The following is a 16,215-nucleotide window of genomic DNA, read 5'->3' as shown; positions in this document are numbered from 1 at the left end:
GCTTATAATCATCTCGGGGAAGCTGATCGTTTACATGTGACGGTGTGTCATACGCCCGGCAAGCGCGTCTGGGCCAGAGATGATGACGGAGACGGCATTCGGGAAGTGCATGTAAATACCAGCGAGGGCTTTTGGACAGGATTGCGCAATTTTCTCCGCCCATTTCGTGGTGTCAACAAGGTCTATCTTCAGCAGTATGTCGCCATTCATGAATGGGCTCACAACATCAAAATATGCTGCATAGAATTTCTCCGAATGCTGTGTGGCGTCACACAGTTGGCCTCATGAGCCGCACCGTTTTACGACACCGACATTTTGGAAGCCGCGCTGCTGAGCTTCTTCCATCCCGCCAATCCGTTGCTTGGGGCCGAGATCTGGAGCGGTCGATCGGGGGCCGTCTACGGTCGCTCGCCGCGGCCCAAGCCCGCTCACTTTCCAGCAACCTACAACGGCCCAGGAGCGGGGATCGTCTTCGCCGGATTCCAGGCACTCGGCTCCTTTGCGCACCCACTGGTCTTCTGTCTCCATGATTATCGCAGCAGCGACCGCGAGCGCAACGACTTCTACATGATGGACGTTGTGAAGACGATCGTTCGGGTGGTCGCCGAGTTGCCGCCGGCCGCGGCGGCCGTGGTCCTGGAAGCGCTGAAAGGCCGCTGGTACGAGCATCCGCGTAAGAAGTACGATTTCGAGTCCTGGAGCGGCATTATCCGTACCCTGGCGCAGCGCGTCGCCGAATGCCCGGACGAGCGTGCGCGCTGGCGCGAGCGATTCCCCGATCTACTGGTCGCAGCGCCGGTGAAGCGCAGCGACCTCCCGCGCTATAACCGCCGCCGTCAGGCGCTCGCCTGGATGCGGATCGCACCGCGGCGCTACCGCCTGGTCCAGGACGGATTCCGCGCGCTCGACTATCCCGCGCTGGAATCGGTCTGCGAGGCTTACGACGGCTTTGCCGTCCCGCGCGCGCCGACCGGCGCCGAGCCAAGTCGCATTAGCATCTTGGAATCGCTCGCCAACACCCTGCTTGGCGATCTGATCGAGCAGGTCGGCCTGCCGCCCTGCCGCGTCATCGGCAACGCCTACTCGGCCTGGCAAGGCATGACCACCTGCGTTGCGCGGGGCGGCGACAGGGACTCCTGGCGCGGACTGACCCTGCGTTACCAACTGCCCTATGTGGCGGTCGACGAGACCTTGCTGCGGCCCGGCCAACTCGGTCCAGCGTTGTCGACGTATCTGCACGAGCTCGCGCACATGTTCGGCGGCGACAGCGCGGTCGGATTCGGTCATGCCTTGTCCGAGATGCTGTCGCGCGCCATCCTTCATGCAGGCGAGATCGCCGCCTGCGAGCGGCAGTGGGACGCGCCCACGGCTGAGCCGGCAACCGCGGACCCGCGGCGCGAGTGGTGAGCCAGCGCCAAACAAGGGGCGAGGGTCAATAGCGATTTCCAATGATTATCCAGGCCCCCTTGTGCATGCACACGGCGCCACACGCTGCTCTATTGCGCCCGACGTGCGTCCCGAAGAAATTCCAAAATCCGCCCCTCCACCCAATAGACCGGCCGCCAGGGCCGATTGCCGGCGACGAAGCCGACATGGCCGCCGTGACGGGTAAGTTCCAGGGTGACCCCCGGGCCGAGTTCGTGCGCGAACGGGACCGTGGACGGGAACATGAAGGGGTCATCCTGCGCATGGATGATCAGGGTCGGGGTGGTGATGCGGGGCAGGAATTGACGGCAACTGGCGCGGGTGTAGTAGTCGAAGACACCGGCGAAGCCGCACAGCGGGGCGGTCACCTGATCATCGAACTGGTTGAAGCTGTGAATGCTTTCGATGTCCAGATCCAGGGGGCAGGGGAGGGCGGCGAACTTGCGCCGGAAGGCCTGCTTGAGCTTATCGACCAGGTAGCGGCGATAGAACCGCGAGGCGCCCAAGTCCAACCGCAGCATGGCGTCGCGCAGGACGAAGGGGGCCGACACCGCGATGCCGGCGCCGAGCAGCGGGGCGCTGTCCCCGGTCTCGCCGCCGCGCTCACCCAGGTATTTGAGCAGCAGGTTGCCGCCCAGTGAGAAGCCGATGGCGGCCAGGGGGAAGCCTTCAGGGTCTTGGGCCAGGCGGGTGAGGACCTCGTGCAGATCCTCACTGGCCCCCGAGTGGTAGGAGCGCGCCAGCCGGTTGGGCTCACCGGAGCAGCCGCGCAGGTACATGAAGAGCGGCTGGTAGCCCGCGCGGCTCAGGGCGTCGAGCAGGCTGCCGGCATAGTGCGACTGCAGGTCTCCTTCCAGTCCATGAATCACCAGGACCCGCGGGCCTGAACCGCCGCCTACAGCGAGATCAATGAAGTCGCCGTCCGCCAGTTCGATGCGCCGCCGGGTGAGTTGCAGGCGCGGACGCTGCCGCGCCAGGCTGGGCCAGATGGTCTGGAGGTGCGGTCCCGGCAGCCACCAGGCTGCGCGAAAGCTGCTTTCGATGATCCGGCCCATCGGGTGCTCCGGTTAGTCGGGGTCGTTTGAGAGCGTGGTCAGCGATCCAGGCGATCTCCGGAAATCGCCTTGGATCACCGCGCTCAGCACGGTGCGCGCTCATGCAGGGCGGCGCGGTCGCGTTCGGGATAGTTGATGGTAGTATGAGTGCTAAAGCCGTGCGTTGTGTCAACCAACTCAAGACCAAGCGGTCAGCCGGAAAGATTATGACGATGCCGTGGCGGCTGAGAAGGAAGCCGTCGCCAGTGTCGCGTTCGACGAGGCGGCGCTGACCACCCGCCCGCAGCAAACCGGCATCCACGACGCTATCGTGTCGATCCCTGGAAGGCCAGCAAAATCAGCGCGAATCCCGTAGCCCGGACCGGTCCTCGCGGCGTCCCAGGCACTGTAGCCGCGTGCGCCATGCCCCTTTACATTGAGCCGGATCGCCCTCGTCGCCTATACTCAGCGGCCTTGAGGGGCAACTTCTCCAGCCGCCCTTGCGCCAGGAATTTTCAGATGCGGAAACCTCTTACTTTGCTGATCGCGGCCCTGTTGGCCGGGCCCGCGGCCCTGGTCACTCCCGTGGTCCGCGCCGACGATCTTCTCCAGATCTACGACATTGCCGTGCAAAGTGACCCCTTGCTGCGCGAGGCCGAGCAGCGGCTCTTCGCCACCAAGGAGATCGAGCCCCAGGCGAGGGCTCTGCTCCTGCCCAATGTCGCGTTGCAGGGAACCGCCGATTACAACAACGTCACCTTGAGTGGTCGGGGTGTCAACGGAGGCAACCGTAGCGACAGATTCGTGGAACAGGGCGTCCAGGCGGTGGTCAATCAAACCGTCTACAATCGTGCCAACTGGATGACTCTGAAACAGACCGGTGACAAGATCGCCCAGGCGGAAGCGCAGTACCGCAACTCGCAAATCGAACTCATGGTGCGCACCACGCAAGCCTATTTTAATGTGCTGCAGGCGGCCGATGCGGTGACCGTGTCGGAGGCGCTGGTGCGCGCCGACGAGCGTCAGTTGGAGCAGTCCAAGCAGCGCTTCGAGGTCGGCCTGGTCGCCATCACCGACGTCAACGACAGCCAGGCGTCTTACGATCGGTCCAAGGCCAATCTGATTACCGCCAAGCGCACCCTGGACAATGCCTGGGAGGCCCTGCGGGTGATCGTTGGACCCTTGAGTGTACCACTGGCCAGGCTGGGCGACACCTTGCCGCTGTCGCCGCCGGAACCCAATGATGTCCAGGCCTGGGCGGACAGTGCCCGGCGCAACAACTTCGGCATCATCGCGTCCACCGAGGCGGTGGCAGCCGCCAAGATGCAGATCGAGATCGCGAAGTCGGGCTTCTACCCGACACTGGGGCTTCAGGCGGGTTACGACATCGCCCGCTCCGGGGCCGAGTTCAACACCGACGCGAATACGGCTTTTGTCGGTTTGACCCTGAACGTTCCGATCTATCAGGGCGGTGCGGTCGTCTCCCAAACCCGGCAGGCCGGCTACAATTTCCGCGCCGCTCAGGATCAACTGGACCAGACCCGTCGTCTGGTCGATCAGCAAGTCAAGGATGCCTTCCGCGGCATCATTTCCAGCATCGAGGATGTGAAAGCCCGTCAGGCCGCGGTCGTCTCGGCCCGCTCCTCGCTGGAGTCCACCGAGGCGGGCCTGGAGGTCGGCACCCGCACCCAGGTCGACGTGCTCAACGCCCAGCGGCAGCTCTTTCAGGCCGAGTTCGACTATCTCTCGTCGCGCTACACCTACATCATCAACGGGGTCAAACTCCATCAGGCGACCAGCACGCTGAGCCGGGATGTTCTGGCCAAGGGCAATGCCTGGCTGAAACCGAGCGACCTGGTGCCGCCGCCGGCGTATTAGAAATGTCCGGCAATAGTTTCGGCAAACTGTTCGTCGTCACCGGTTTCGGTGAGAGTCACGGCCCGGCAATCGGCGGGGTGGTGGACGGCTGTCCGCCCGGACTGGCGCTGTGCGAGGCGGATCTGCAGCGCGATCTGGATCGGCGCAAGCCGGGGCAGTCGCGGCACACCACGCAACGCCGCGAGTCGGATCGGGTCGAGATCCTCTCCGGCGTCTTTGAGGGGATCACCACCGGCGCACCGATCGGGCTACTGATCCGCAATGAGGATCAGCGTTCCAAGGACTATGCCGAGATCGCCGCCCGGTACCGGCCGGGCCACGCCGATTACACCTACGATCAGAAATACGGCCGTCGCGACTACCGCGGCGGCGGACGTTCCTCGGCGCGCGAGACCGCGGTGCGGGTAGCGGCCGGGGCGATCGCGAAGAAATACCTGGCCGAGCGGTACGGCATTCTGGTACGCGGTTATCTCTCCCAGTTGGGGCCGATCCGACCCCAGGGATTTGCCTGGGACCAGGTGGAACAGAACCCCTTTTTCTGTCCCTGTGCCGACACCGTGCCCGTGCTGGAAGCCTTCATGGACGCGCTGCGCAAGGAGGGTAACTCCATCGGCGCCGCGGTGACCGTGGTGGCCGGCGGCGTACCGGCCGGCTGGGGCGAGCCCATCTTCGACCGGCTGGACGCGGACATCGCCCATGCGCTGATGAGCATCAACGCGGTCAAGGGGGTGGAGATCGGCGCCGGCTTCGGCTGTATCGAGCAGAAGGGGACCGAGCATCGCGACGAACTGACCCCGGACGGATTTCTGTCGAACAACGCGGGCGGCATTCTGGGCGGCATCTCGTCCGGGCAGTCGATCATCGCCCGGATGGCGCTCAAACCGACCTCCAGCATTCGCTTGCCGGGGCGCACCATCGACACCGACGGTCGACCCGCCGAGGTTGTGACCACCGGCCGCCATGACCCCTGTGTCGGCATCCGTGCCACCCCTATCGCCGAGGCCATGCTGGCGCTGGTCCTGATGGATCATTGCCTGCGTCAGCGCGGCCAGAACGCCGATGTGACCCCGCCGACGCCGCCGATCCCCGCCGCGGCGCCGCCCGGCACTGCCGACGCGCCATGACCTTGGGCACCGCCCGCCGCCGACCCCCGCTCCGCGGATGACCGCAGGCGCCGCCGCCGGGCTGCCGTACTGGCGGCTCTCGGCCTATTATCTCTTTTACTTCGCCGCATTGGGCGCGCTGGTGCCCTATTGGGGCCTGTTTCTCCAATCCCGCGGGTTCGATGCCCTGGCCGTCGGCCAGTTGATGGCCATCCTGGCGATCACCAAAGTCATCGCCCCGATGCTCTGGGGACACCTGGTCGACCGCTCCGGGCAGCGCATGCCCCTGGTGCGTCAAGCCTCACTGGGGGCGATCCTGGTGTTCGGCGTCGTGTTCATCGCCGACGGCTTCTGGCCCATGGCGGTGGCCATGACCCTGTTCAGCTTTTTCTGGAATGCCTCGCTGCCGCAGGTGGAGGCGGTCACCTTCAATCACCTGGGTGCGCGGGTCTCGCGCTACGCCCTGGTGCGGGTCTGGGGGTCGGTGGGTTTTATTCTCGTTGTCGGTGTTCTGGGGTTCCACCTGGAACAGGCGCCGCTCTCCATCGTGCCGGTGTGGGTCCTGGTGCTGTATGTCGGGGTCTGGATCAGTTCGCTATGGATTCCGGATTGCCCATCGGCCACGGCGAACGGCCCGGCGCCGTCGCTGCGCGGGCTGCTGCGCCGGCCCGAGGTCCTGGCGTTCCTGGCCGCCTGCTTCCTGATGCAGTTGAGTCACGGCACCTATTACGCCTTCTACTCCATTCATCTCAAGGAGGCCGGTTATTCGACCGGTGCGGTGGGCGCGCTGTGGGTGCTGGGGGTGGGGGCGGAAGTGCTGGTCTTTCTGATCATGCACCGGCTGTTGGAACGCTTCGGGGCACGCCGGGTGTTGATCATGAGCCTTGCCCTGGCCGTCGTCCGGTGGTTGCTGATCGGGGCCTGTGTCGAGTTCGTCGCCGTTCAGGTTGTTGCACAGTGTTTGCATGCGGCCACATTTGGCACGTTCCATGCGGCTGCGATCCATATGGTTCACCACTATTTTCCCGGGCCCACCCAGGGGCGGGGCCAGGCCATCTACAACAGCCTGAGTTTTGGTGCCGGCGGTGCCCTCGGGAGCCTGATCGGCGGCCTGGTCTGGACCACGCCCGGACCCTTCGCCGCCTTCGGCATTGGGGCCGTCGCGGCGGCGATCGGACTCTGGGCCGTATGGCGCTGGGTGGACCTCGGGCATCGGTACTGAGCGTGTCGGCGCAGGGGTTCAGTCGCCGATTGGCGGCAACCGTTTTCCCGATTTGAGACCTGATTCGCCATTTGCGTTGCCGCTCCTATGTCGTAATATGCGCCGAGCGACAGACCGACAATGAAGTTTGTTAATTCCGTTAATGCTGTCTGTCAATCATAGGGCTGCTTTCGAATAGTGTACCCGCCGGGCTGAGACTGATCTCGCCCGTGCAGCGGTCCATCCGAACCTGGCTCAGCGGCATACATTGTCTTATTACAAAGGAACTTACACTATCATGTCAGATTCCAGAGCCTATCCGATCCTCCCCGGCCGCCGCTATCCGCCGGGTGCCACGGTTGAAGAAACGGGCGTGAACTTTTCCGTGTACAGCCGTCACGCGGTTGGGGCCGAGCTGCTGCTCTACGCGGGTGCGGACAGCGACAAGCCCTTTCAGGTGATCCGGCTCGACCCGGAGCTCAATCACAGCTTCTTCTCCTGGCACGTCCTGGTTGTCGATCTGCCGCCGGGGACTCACTACACCTGGCGCATGGATGGACCCCATGACCCGCGCGGACACGGATGGTGTTTCGACCCCGGTATCGAACTCCTGGATCCCTGGGCGCGCGCCGTCAACGTGTCCGGTTGGGACCGCTGGCGCCGCCAGACCGAAGGGGTGCAACCGCACGACTCGCCGCGCGCCGTGGTGCTCGCCGACGAGTACCACTGGTGCGGGGATACACCCATCCGGGTGTCCTCTGAGCAGATGATCATTTATGAGATGCACGTAGGCGGTTTCACCCGGCACCCGTCGTCTGGCGTGCAGCACCCCGGCACCTTCTCCGGGCTGATCGAGAAGGTGCAATATTTGCAGGATTTGGGTGTCACCCATGTCGAACTGATGCCGGTGATGGCCTTCGACGAGCAAGACGTGCCGGAGGCGGTCTGGGCCTCGGGCTTGCGTAACTATTGGGGTTACAGCAGCTTCGGCTTCTTCTCGCCGCATCCCGGCTATTGCGTGACCCCGGAGCAGGGCAGTCACCGACGCGAGTTCAGGGACATGGTGCGCACCCTGCACCAGGCCGGTATCGGAGTCATCCTGGACGTGGTCTTCAACCATACCTGCGAAGGTAACGGGCGGGGCCCGACCTTGTCATTCAAGGGGTTCGGCAACGAGACCTTCTACTGCCTGGATCAGCTCGACAAGACCATCTATCTGGACTTCACCGGCTGCGGCAACACCGTCAGCGCCAACCACCCCTTCGTCGCGCGCTACATCCTGGACTGCCTGGAGTATTGGGTGCGCGAGATGCATGTCGACGGTTTCCGCTTCGACCTGGCGAGCGCCATGGCGCGCGACGCCAATGGCCATCCCATGGAGCATCCGCCGGTGCTCTGGGGGATCGAGCTCTCGGACACCCTGGCGGCCAGCAAGATCATCGCCGAGGCCTGGGACGCGGCCGGGCTTTATCAGGTCGGCTCATTCCCCGGCTATCGCTGGATGGAATGGAACGGCCGCTACCGGGACAGCATCCGCCGGTTCGTGCGTGGTGACACCGGCATGATCCCGGAAGTGGCGACCCGGCTGGCGGGCAGCAGCGACCTCTACGGGGCCAACCTGCGCCAGCCGATCAACAGCATCAACTTCGTCACCTGTCACGACGGCTTCACCCTGTGGGACCTGGTTTCCTACCACACCAAGCGCAACGCGGCCAACCGCGAGGGCAACCGCGACGGCAACAATGACAATCTGAGCTGGAACTGCGGCATCGAGGGCGAGACCACGGACGCCGAGGTCCTGGCCCTGCGGCGGCGTCAGGCCAAGAACCTGCTGACCCTGCTGTTTCTCAGCCAAGGCATTCCGATGTTGCTGGCCGGCGACGAGGTGCTGCGCGGACAATCCGGCAACAACAACGCCTGGTGTCAGGACAACGCGCTCGGCTGGTTCGACTGGTCGTTGGTCGAAACCAACCGCGAACACCTGCGCTTCGTGCGCGGCCTGATCGCCCTGCGCAAGCGCCATCCCAGCCTGCGCCGCCGCCGCTTTCTGGCCGGACAGAGCCGCAACGGCGCCGACATGGCCGACGTCACCTGGCACGGCACCCAGGTCGGCACCCCCCCGTGGGACGACCCCACCGCCCAGACCCTGTCATTCACCCTGGCCCCGGTCGAAGCCGACGAGCCACCCTTGTACATCGCCATCAACATGGCCGCCGCGGCCCAGCGCTTCGAACTGCCGGTGCTGCCGGGACGGGTCTGGTATCGCGCGCTCGACACCGGCGGCGCCTCGCCGCTCGACGTCACCCGGCCCGAAGACCAGATCGCGCTCGAACCCGGCCCGCTAGTGCTGCGCTCACGCAGCGTGATCGTGATCGAGAGCCGGCCGGAGCGCCGCTAGCGCAAGCACTTCGCTTGACCTCCGGTGACCGGCCCGATGCCACCGGAGGCCGACGCTTTAGCGGGCGGCGGCCGGCGCGCCAGGCGTCGGTGTGTTCACTCGTGACACCGTTCCCGCGGTGTCACGCATCCCTTGGCGCTCCACGCCACGACCCCTTCAGCGATTCGGCCATCACCCGCTTGATGCCGAGTCTTCGGGGCCTTGAGGACGGGGGCATCAGTTCAGACCCTCAAAAGATCGGTGTCGCTGGTCTGGCCAGGGCCGACCCAGGTCAGCCCCAATACCCGTCGGCCGACCCGCCACTCGGGATGCCCGAAGATCACCGCCAAGCGGATACTCGTATCCGGCAGGTGTTCGTCGAGCTGATCCCGTAACCAATCGAAGTCGGACATCGCGCTATCGTACCCGCCGTGCAGCCAGGCCAGTACCCCGCCGGCCGGCCCCGCATCCAGTTGCGTCCAGAGCCGGCGAAACGCGCCCGTGCGGCGGGACTCATGACTCCAGAGCGTCGCACCGGTCCGCAGGACTGATGGTGGATGCGCTGCGCTTATCCACCCTACAAAACCGGTGCTGCTGTAGGGTGGATAAGGCGCGCCGCACAATGTTCGGGACGCAGCACGTCGGTTGTGCGCGCCGCATCCACCAAGAATCGCGCGAGACCTTCAAACTGGGAATTGCTGGAGTGGCTGGCGGAGTTGATATCTGAATGATCCAGGGGCGATCAGCCGTGCTCCCGCACCGGCGGGCCGAACCGGTGCCACCGCGCCTCGGTAGCGATGCCCGCCCGTGCTGAAGTGTTGGCAATCGTTCCGGCTAAAGCGATCACCCGGATTTATCCACAGATGTCACAGATGTTCACAGATGAAGGAAAACATCTGTGTTCATCCGTCACAGAGTCATTTGCCCATATGAGTGAGGCTGACTATCCACCGCCAAGGCATCCAAACAGCAGCACCGAGTCCCACCAACAGAGACAACAGCCAATTGGGAATACTCATGAGCAGACGCGCCAACAGGTGGAGAGCATCTCCCTTATAGGCCATTTTCCCGGCGCGGGCCGAGAACTTGATGAAGCTGAAGGTACCGAACTTGTCCAAGACCCGCAATCCGCCTTGGCCAAAGGTTGCCGCCTCTTTGATCGTTGCCACTCCGAGGTCCCCGGCACGCTGGGCGACCTTCAGCGCCTGGTCGCCGCCGATGCGGTAGAGCGTCGCACTTTGGTCGCCGAAGGTCTCGGTGAATGTCGCCATGCGTCGCAGTGACGATGCATCGGTGGTATGACTCAACAGATTGAAACCGCCACGCGTCTTCGCCAACATATAGACGTTGCCGAACAGATCGGACACCGCATCCAACCGACCGGTACGCTTGACCGCCGCGGCGCCATCGAGCACCGCCTTACCGAGCCAGGACGGAAACTTACCCAGCTTTCTGGCAATCTTCAGCATGATGACCCCGCCCTTCACCGCGGTCGTCGCCCCCACCGCCGGTGCCGCGGCCCCGCCGGTCCCGACGGTAGCCATTGAACTCACCATCTGTGCCGTGGTGGCCGCCACACCGATGCCGGCGAGCGCGGCGATCACCTCATCCACCTCCGCGCCTTGCCCCCAGTTGATCGCCTGCTTGGTCAGATCGCGGAGATCGCCGAGGACGAACAAGTCGCTCGCGACCCCGACGGCCTGTCCGATCGTCTCGTCGCTGGTCCCATCGAAGAGCCCTTCCTTCAACTTTTCGACTTGATAAGCGACACGTCCACGCTCTTGCTCGATCTGCGCATGCAGGGCCTGCGCGGCGGGGTCCTGGTTGACGTAGTCGTATTCCATGAAGAAATCGAGATAGTGTGCCGCTTCGGCATAGTGTTCCGCGGCGACCATCTCACGGACTTCCGGTAACGGGTCGATGCGGGTTAATGCGAGCACGGCTAGTTGGCCTTGTTGCCAGAGTACGCCGGCGGAGACGGCGGCCAGCAAGAGCGAGGTCAGCTTAAAGAGTAGCTTTAGCATCAAGCTTTCTTCGTGGCAATGTGATGCCAAACGAGTTCCGAATGTGCATCAAGCACGTGGCGCGGTAACGGAAATTTAAGACTATGCAAAATCACGCAGCATCCACTGACAACAACGGCTCGGTTGACATGCAATTCTCATCCCAGCGACACACTGCTCTCATTACTCGGTGTTTCCACAAGCAGGAAAGCGATACCATCAAGAAGCTTTTGATGGAGATCAAGCGTTCGCGAGTCAATGAGAAGCTGAAAAGTAGAAACCTCCTCTCTTGACCATTTCGATTTCCCAATGAGCTTATTCCAGGCAAGAGGATTGGAAATCAGGTCGCCATCGTCTTTAACGGGCTCAATCTCATGATTACCACGGCGACGATTATCTCGAGCATCAAGCCAGCGGAAATTACCGATAGAATTTCCCACAGTCCCGCGCTCCCAGCGAAAATTATCTAAACTCACATTGGAATCAAGTCGATCTTCACGGTACCTCCAATCGAAAGCGAAAATACTGGATGGAATAAGATGATCAAGATCTATTGGGAGATCATCATCCCGATCAGAGGTGGGCTCGTAATCAGGATATTCACCCACAATATATTTCCTTTGGAGCCAGACCAAAGCCCGTTTCACTAATTCTTGATTAGTTGAAAAAACACGCAAGGCTTCCCCTGGTTTACGCCCGCTGTCTTGATCGAGAGACTTGAAACGCTCGGTCCACGGCCGCAGATAATCATTGGCGTTATTGACTTCATCATACAGAGAAGGTAACTGCCAACGCCGTGGCATCACGCGTGTGATACCTTCCTGTTCGTACTCATCGATTAAGGTCTGAATAGACTTCAAGCTGAATCGCCAACGTTGATTCTCGTCTGCCGGATACACATGCTGAAAAACACGGTCAGCGGCTTTTCGGTCATCGCCAACAAAGATAAGCCAGTATAAGACGAATGCACAGAGTACTTTACGGCCATCCTCCTTCCAGGAACTTGTATCATCATGGTTCACGGAAAAGAGAATTAGTACATCGACAAGCTCTCGTGGTAGACGTGCTAGCAACATATTTGGCAGTCCTGCCGAATTGTTGTCTGGGTCATAGGAGAGGGCCTCGCGTATTCTTATTACTACTGTTTTCAGCATACGGTCCTGCTCGCTTTCGGGGGGCAGCAGCCCCAAGAATTGCGCCTCCACGTCCTTTTTGTCCTTTTCCTTCAACTGAGAGACAAACTCAGGATTAGGACGAGAAATGACCTGCCATTCTTTAGCCTCAGGCCAAGGTTTCAATACCTTAGCGACACGCAAGGCTGCAAGAACAAGATCGACCTCGCCAGCGAGACGACCGGCTTGACTATCTTTCATAATCTCCATCATACGAGCGCGAACATCCGGATACGCGTACTTGATTATCGAATAGGTGAGCTCATCATCGGAAAGGCGTGTACCACCCTGACCCAATCGGCCAAAAAAGCGGATGTATTCGCAGCGTCCCGCGGCCCGCTCATGGATCAGCCGCCGCAGGCCGACAGGGATAAAGGTACGGCTCACGCCTGCCGAAGTCGTTGGGCAGCGCGAATCTTGGATTTACGGACCAAATGCTCGATGTACTGGTAATGGCGCCATTGTTGCTCTTCCTCGTCCGACAGGACGCGTTCGCGGCTCTGCTCAAGGAGGTGGTCAATTTGGTCTTGCAGGGCTTGGCTGGGACGTAGCGCCATGATTTGCTCCGGCGTGGGCAGGCTGGCAAGAAGTTCCAGCACGTCCGCCAGTCCCGTGAATCCCGCGGCCCCTTGCGCATCGAGCTCGCGCAGACCAAGGCGCAGGATGCGCGGCAAGCGCCCCTCGCGGGGTCGCAACTCCGCGGCAAGATCGTCGGGAATTTGCAGGGTGAGTTGCATCGCGATCCGCTCAGTCAAACAGTTAAATCCTTAGCGGTTACTTGGTTCCAGTATTCTCCCTTCCACGGATCCCCGTCAAGTCGTGACAGCGGGGATCTGCCAACAATCAGGTCGGCGACGCACAGGTCAATTAGGCTTCGCTGCGGTCTGACGGCCGAACGGACCGGCTTAAGTCTTGATAGGCCAGAATCATCTCGTGCAGGGCATCGCGGAGCATGGCTCGGCATTCATCAAGGTTGGCGCCTTCGGTGACCACTTCCGGCCAGTCGACCAACTGGCCCATGTATCCGCCCTGGAAACGTGTGTACTTTGCGGTGTAAGTTTGCAGCATTGCGGTCTACCAAAGCCGCTGTACGCCAAAGCGGTCGAATAGGGTCTCGTTACTGACCAGTATGAGTCCTTCGATCTGTGCTTGGGCGATCAGCATCCGGTCGAACGGGTCGCGATGCGCGCCGGGCATGAGTCCGGCGCGGCGTGCATGCGCGACGGTGATCGGCAGTTGCCGAAACGCCTGATCGTCCAGGATCTGTGCGAAATGTTCGGCCACATACACAGCGTCGGGGAGCTTCCCGATGCGCACCTTGGTCGCGATCTCCCACGCGGACGCGGCGCTGACGAACACCTCGCGGTGGTCCTCGCCGATCGCCTGCCGCGCGGGATGCGACAGGTCTTGGTTGCCGTCGAGCCACCAGAGTAGCGCGTGGGTGTCGAGCAGCAAGGGCGGCGGTCTGTGCTGAGGTGGCTCATTCCCAGGCACGCAGTTCATCCTCCGGCAAAGGCTCAAAGAAACGCTGGTCGATCCGAGCCTTACCGCTCAATGCACCGAATTGCCGGCGGCTGGGGCGGGGTGCGATGGGGGTGAGGCGCACGACGGGGGTACCGGCCTTGGCGATCACGACCTCTTCGCCACGGCATGCCTGGTCGATGATCTTGGAGAGGTTGGTCTTGGCCTCGTGGATGTTGATCTGGATCATGGGAGCGACTTAATGCCTAGCTAACATGGATTGGTCAAGTGTAGCAGTCGGACGGCACCGCGTATCGTCCAGAGCACTCCATCAGAAATTCCAAATTTGGGCGACATCGCGCGATCCTTGGTGGATGCGGCGCGCGCGACCGCCGTGCCGGGTCCCTGACACCGAGTGGCGCGCCTTATCCACCCTACAACGGAGCCGGTTTCGGGTGGATAAGCGCAGCGCATCTACCATCTGCATCGCGGCCGGCACGCCGTTGGCGGAGGCCACTCAAATTTGGAACTGTTGATACAGGCGTGCCACCGCCGGAGCGGCGGCACGAGAACGCGGAATGGCTATGCCGCCTCCCGCCCATCCACCTGTTTCAATCGACACTCCGCCGCCAGCCGCCGCAGGAATTGCTCCGGCGTCAGGGTCTCCCCGAGCAGGCTGCGCTGACGGCAGACGTTGGCGAAGTCGCCCGCGGTCAATCCCTGAAGCGTCTCCAAATAGCGCGCCAGGTCCGGCGCGACCGCCGCGGTGGTATCACCCAGCGCTTCGCGCGCGAAGAGCGCGAGCCGTTGCGCCGGATTCAGCGCCCGGAAATTGAGCTTGAAGTCGAACCGCCGCAGGGCCGCCGCATCGATGCCCGCCATCAGATTGGTTGCGGCAATGAAGATGCCGGGATAGCGCTCCATTTGCTGCAACAGCTCATTGACCTGGGTGCGCTCCCAACTGTGCCGGGCCGCCCGCCGGTCACTGAGGAAGCTGTCGACCTCGTCGAGCAGCAGGACTGAGTGCGCCGGGTCGCACTCGCGGAACAACCGCGCCAGGTTCTGTTCGGTCTCTCCAACATAGGGCGAGACCAAGTCGGACGCCTGGCGCGCCACCAGTTCACGGTCCAGCGCCTCGGCCAGGACCTCGGCGAAGGCGGTCTTGCCGGTGCCGGGCGGGCCATAGAAGCACAGGCTACCGCGGCCCTGCGCGGCCTGGGCGCGGGCGATGGCGCTCGGGCTGATCCCGCCGGCCAGGTTGAGAAAGGCCACGTCGAAGCGGGTTGCCGGGGTGCGCTGCCGGGGCTTGGGTGCCCCGTATAGCAGGGTGCGCACCGCGGCCACTCCGTCGCGCACCGTCTGCTCGGCGGGGGCCTGCGGGTGCAGGTCCAGCAGGCGTCGGGCCGCACCGAATTGGGCCGGGGCCAGCACCGCGTCGGCGGCGAGTTCATCGAGCAGGGCGGACGGCAGGTCGCGGTCGCCCAGATGGCGCTCGACCATCCGGCGGCGCACCGAGCGCGGCGGGGTGACGAAGGCGACCGGCAGCAGGAAGCGGCGCAGAAAGGCCGGGTCCATGCGGTCGGCGTCGTTGGTGATCCAGATCGCCGGCACCGGATTCTCCTCCAGGATGCGGTTCATCCAGCCCTTCTGGCGGCCGGTGGCCCGCTGACCGCGCAGCAGCGCGACCAAGTCGTCACCGGCGCCGAAGACGTCTTCGACCTCGTCGAACAGCAACACCGCATCGCGCCGCCGGGCGAGCATCCGCTGGGCCAGCAGATAGGCCGACAGCCGACCCGTGCGCGCCAGTCCGTCGCCGTCCTCATCGGCGCTGCGCACCTGGTAGGCGCGCAGCCCGCTGGCCGCGGCCAAGGCCCGCGCCAGTTCGGTCTTGCCGGTGCCGGGCGGCCCATAGAAGAGCGCGTTGACGCCGACCGCCGCGGTGGCCGCGCCGTGGCGCAAGACACCCTCCAGGCGCTCGGCCGCCTCCGCCAACTGCGGAAAGGCGTCCAGGCGCCAGGCGCCGGCCGGGGCGGGCTCGATCAAGAGCGCCAGCAGCGCCTCGGCATCCCGGGGGGTGGCCGTCAGCACCTCGCGCAGCAGGTCGGCGGGGGTCAGAAAGTCCTCCAGGTCACTGAAGCCGTCGTCGCACTCCACCAACCCGAGCGCCCGCAGCGGGGCGCGCCTGGTCAGGGCGTGGTGCACCGTCGCCTGGTCCAGGCCCAGCAGGGTCGCCAGGCGCCCCAGGTTCATGCGGGCCGCGAGGCGGCCACTGGTGCGCCCGGTGGCGCGCAACAGGGTGCGCAGCGGTTCGCTCAGCTCACGCTGCTCCAGGTAGTCGAGCATCCAGACGGCGGTCNCGTCGAGCCGCAGGGCCTCACCGAGCAGCGCAACGGTCGGGGCGGTCGGCGCCGCGGCGTCGGCCGCCGCCAGCCGCCGCAGCACCCGGCGCGGGATGGTCTTGAAGAAGGTCCGCAGGCGCTCGCGCAGCTCCGCGGCACCGAGTGGGGGAGACGGCACGTCGTCCGGGCCATCGTTGGCCCGGCGGGCGATTTCGTAGTCCA

The 16,215-nt window shown here is 63.5% G+C and carries 14 protein-coding genes and 1 pseudogene; 6 read left to right on the top strand and 9 right to left on the bottom strand.

Annotated features, from left to right (window positions below; translation table 11 throughout):
• Together A39O_RS42435 and A39O_RS0130705 are read left to right on the top strand one after the other, a co-directional pair.
• Positions 1 to 288: pseudogene (locus A39O_RS42435) on the top strand (hypothetical protein); the annotation flags it as partial.
• 27 nt (positions 289 to 315) lie between these two features.
• Entirely contained in the window at positions 316 to 1,407 is a 1,092-nt protein-coding gene (locus A39O_RS0130705) for a hypothetical protein (RefSeq protein WP_020508472.1), read from the top strand.
• Positions 1,408 to 1,496: 89 nt separating this feature from the next.
• Here A39O_RS0130705 and A39O_RS0130700 read toward each other — a convergent pair whose 3' ends face one another.
• The gene (locus tag A39O_RS0130700) at positions 1,497 to 2,480 is read right to left on the bottom strand and encodes a hydrolase (RefSeq protein ID WP_020508471.1); all 984 of its coding nucleotides are present in this window, start codon (positions 2,478 to 2,480) and stop codon (positions 1,497 to 1,499) included.
• A 498-nt stretch (positions 2,481 to 2,978) separates the two neighbouring features.
• Here A39O_RS0130700 and A39O_RS0130695 point away from each other — a divergent pair, with 498 nt between their 5' ends.
• The 4 genes from A39O_RS0130695 to glgX all read left to right on the top strand — a co-directional run bounded on the left by A39O_RS0130695 (position 2,979) and on the right by glgX (position 9,039).
• Positions 2,979 to 4,337, top strand: a complete 1,359-nt coding sequence (locus A39O_RS0130695; RefSeq protein ID WP_026199870.1) for a TolC family outer membrane protein — start codon at positions 2,979 to 2,981, stop codon at positions 4,335 to 4,337.
• A 2-nt stretch (positions 4,338 to 4,339) separates the two neighbouring features.
• Positions 4,340 to 5,461, top strand: a complete 1,122-nt coding sequence (gene aroC, locus A39O_RS0130690; RefSeq protein WP_020508469.1) for a chorismate synthase — start codon at positions 4,340 to 4,342, stop codon at positions 5,459 to 5,461.
• 37 nt (positions 5,462 to 5,498) lie between these two features.
• Complete coding sequence (locus A39O_RS0130685) at positions 5,499 to 6,662, top strand: MFS transporter (RefSeq protein ID WP_020508468.1); 1,164 nt, start codon at positions 5,499 to 5,501, stop codon at positions 6,660 to 6,662.
• 277 nt (positions 6,663 to 6,939) lie between these two features.
• Positions 6,940 to 9,039 (top strand): glycogen debranching protein GlgX, encoded by a 2,100-nt coding sequence (glgX, locus tag A39O_RS0130680; RefSeq protein WP_020508467.1) that lies wholly within the window; start codon positions 6,940 to 6,942, stop codon positions 9,037 to 9,039.
• A 221-nt stretch (positions 9,040 to 9,260) separates the two neighbouring features.
• Here glgX and A39O_RS41475 read toward each other — a convergent pair whose 3' ends face one another.
• The 8 genes from A39O_RS41475 to A39O_RS0130635 all read right to left on the bottom strand — a co-directional run bounded on the left by A39O_RS41475 (position 9,261) and on the right by A39O_RS0130635 (position 15,904).
• Positions 9,261 to 9,431 carry a hypothetical protein gene (locus A39O_RS41475; protein ID WP_020508466.1) on the bottom strand — a complete coding sequence of 57 codons (171 nt, stop codon included), beginning with the start codon at positions 9,429 to 9,431 and terminating at the stop codon, positions 9,261 to 9,263.
• 504 nt (positions 9,432 to 9,935) lie between these two features.
• Positions 9,936 to 11,042 carry a hypothetical protein gene (locus A39O_RS0130670; protein WP_020508465.1) on the bottom strand — a complete coding sequence of 369 codons (1,107 nt, stop codon included), beginning with the start codon at positions 11,040 to 11,042 and terminating at the stop codon, positions 9,936 to 9,938.
• 137 nt (positions 11,043 to 11,179) lie between these two features.
• Positions 11,180 to 12,580 carry a hypothetical protein gene (locus A39O_RS42430; RefSeq protein ID WP_211211767.1) on the bottom strand — a complete coding sequence of 467 codons (1,401 nt, stop codon included), beginning with the start codon at positions 12,578 to 12,580 and terminating at the stop codon, positions 11,180 to 11,182.
• Complete coding sequence (locus tag A39O_RS0130655; RefSeq protein ID WP_245562021.1) at positions 12,577 to 12,948, bottom strand: hypothetical protein; 372 nt, start codon at positions 12,946 to 12,948, stop codon at positions 12,577 to 12,579. Before A39O_RS0130655 ends, A39O_RS42430 begins: the two co-directional genes overlap by 4 nt.
• Positions 12,949 to 13,060: 112 nt before the next feature.
• Positions 13,061 to 13,261, bottom strand: a complete 201-nt coding sequence (locus A39O_RS0130650; protein WP_020508461.1) for a type II toxin-antitoxin system HicB family antitoxin — start codon at positions 13,259 to 13,261, stop codon at positions 13,061 to 13,063.
• A gap of 6 nt (positions 13,262 to 13,267) precedes the next feature.
• Positions 13,268 to 13,687, bottom strand: a complete 420-nt coding sequence (locus A39O_RS0130645) for a type II toxin-antitoxin system VapC family toxin (RefSeq protein ID WP_245562020.1) — start codon at positions 13,685 to 13,687, stop codon at positions 13,268 to 13,270.
• Positions 13,674 to 13,904 carry a type II toxin-antitoxin system Phd/YefM family antitoxin gene (locus A39O_RS0130640; RefSeq protein WP_020508459.1) on the bottom strand — a complete coding sequence of 77 codons (231 nt, stop codon included), beginning with the start codon at positions 13,902 to 13,904 and terminating at the stop codon, positions 13,674 to 13,676. The genes A39O_RS0130645 and A39O_RS0130640 overlap by 14 nt, the downstream gene beginning before the upstream one ends.
• A 332-nt stretch (positions 13,905 to 14,236) precedes the next feature.
• Positions 14,237 to 15,904: an AAA family ATPase gene (locus A39O_RS0130635; RefSeq protein WP_456073036.1), complete on the bottom strand. Its 1,668-nt coding sequence runs from the start codon at positions 15,902 to 15,904 to the stop codon at positions 14,237 to 14,239.
• Between the last annotated feature and the right edge of the window lie 311 nt (positions 15,905 to 16,215).

This window comes from Lamprocystis purpurea DSM 4197 (assembly GCF_000379525.1).
Lineage (GTDB): Bacteria > Pseudomonadota > Gammaproteobacteria > Chromatiales > Chromatiaceae > Thiodictyon > Thiodictyon purpureum.
Note: the sequence above shows the minus strand (reverse complement) of the source record. Positions and strands in the feature narration are given on the sequence as shown.

Excerpts from the sequence above, each read along its gene's own strand:
- A39O_RS0130700 (WP_020508471.1), bottom strand. The coding sequence starts at position 2,480 with ATGGGCCGGATCATCGAAAGCAGCTTTCGCGCAGCCTGGTGGCTGCCG.
- A39O_RS0130695 (WP_026199870.1), top strand. The coding sequence starts at position 2,979 with ATGCGGAAACCTCTTACTTTGCTGATCGCGGCCCTGTTGGCCGGGCCC.
- aroC (WP_020508469.1), top strand. The coding sequence starts at position 4,340 with ATGTCCGGCAATAGTTTCGGCAAACTGTTCGTCGTCACCGGTTTCGGT.
- A39O_RS0130685 (WP_020508468.1), top strand. The coding sequence starts at position 5,499 with ATGACCGCAGGCGCCGCCGCCGGGCTGCCGTACTGGCGGCTCTCGGCC.
- glgX (WP_020508467.1), top strand. The coding sequence starts at position 6,940 with ATGTCAGATTCCAGAGCCTATCCGATCCTCCCCGGCCGCCGCTATCCG.
- A39O_RS41475 (WP_020508466.1), bottom strand. The coding sequence starts at position 9,431 with ATGTCCGACTTCGATTGGTTACGGGATCAGCTCGACGAACACCTGCCG.
- A39O_RS0130670 (WP_020508465.1), bottom strand. The coding sequence starts at position 11,042 with ATGCTAAAGCTACTCTTTAAGCTGACCTCGCTCTTGCTGGCCGCCGTC.
- A39O_RS0130650 (WP_020508461.1), bottom strand. The coding sequence starts at position 13,261 with ATGCTGCAAACTTACACCGCAAAGTACACACGTTTCCAGGGCGGATAC.
- A39O_RS0130640 (WP_020508459.1), bottom strand. The coding sequence starts at position 13,904 with ATGATCCAGATCAACATCCACGAGGCCAAGACCAACCTCTCCAAGATC.
- A39O_RS0130635 (WP_456073036.1), bottom strand. The coding sequence starts at position 15,904 with ATGAACCTGGGGCGCCTGGCGACCCTGCTGGGCCTGGACCAGGCGACG.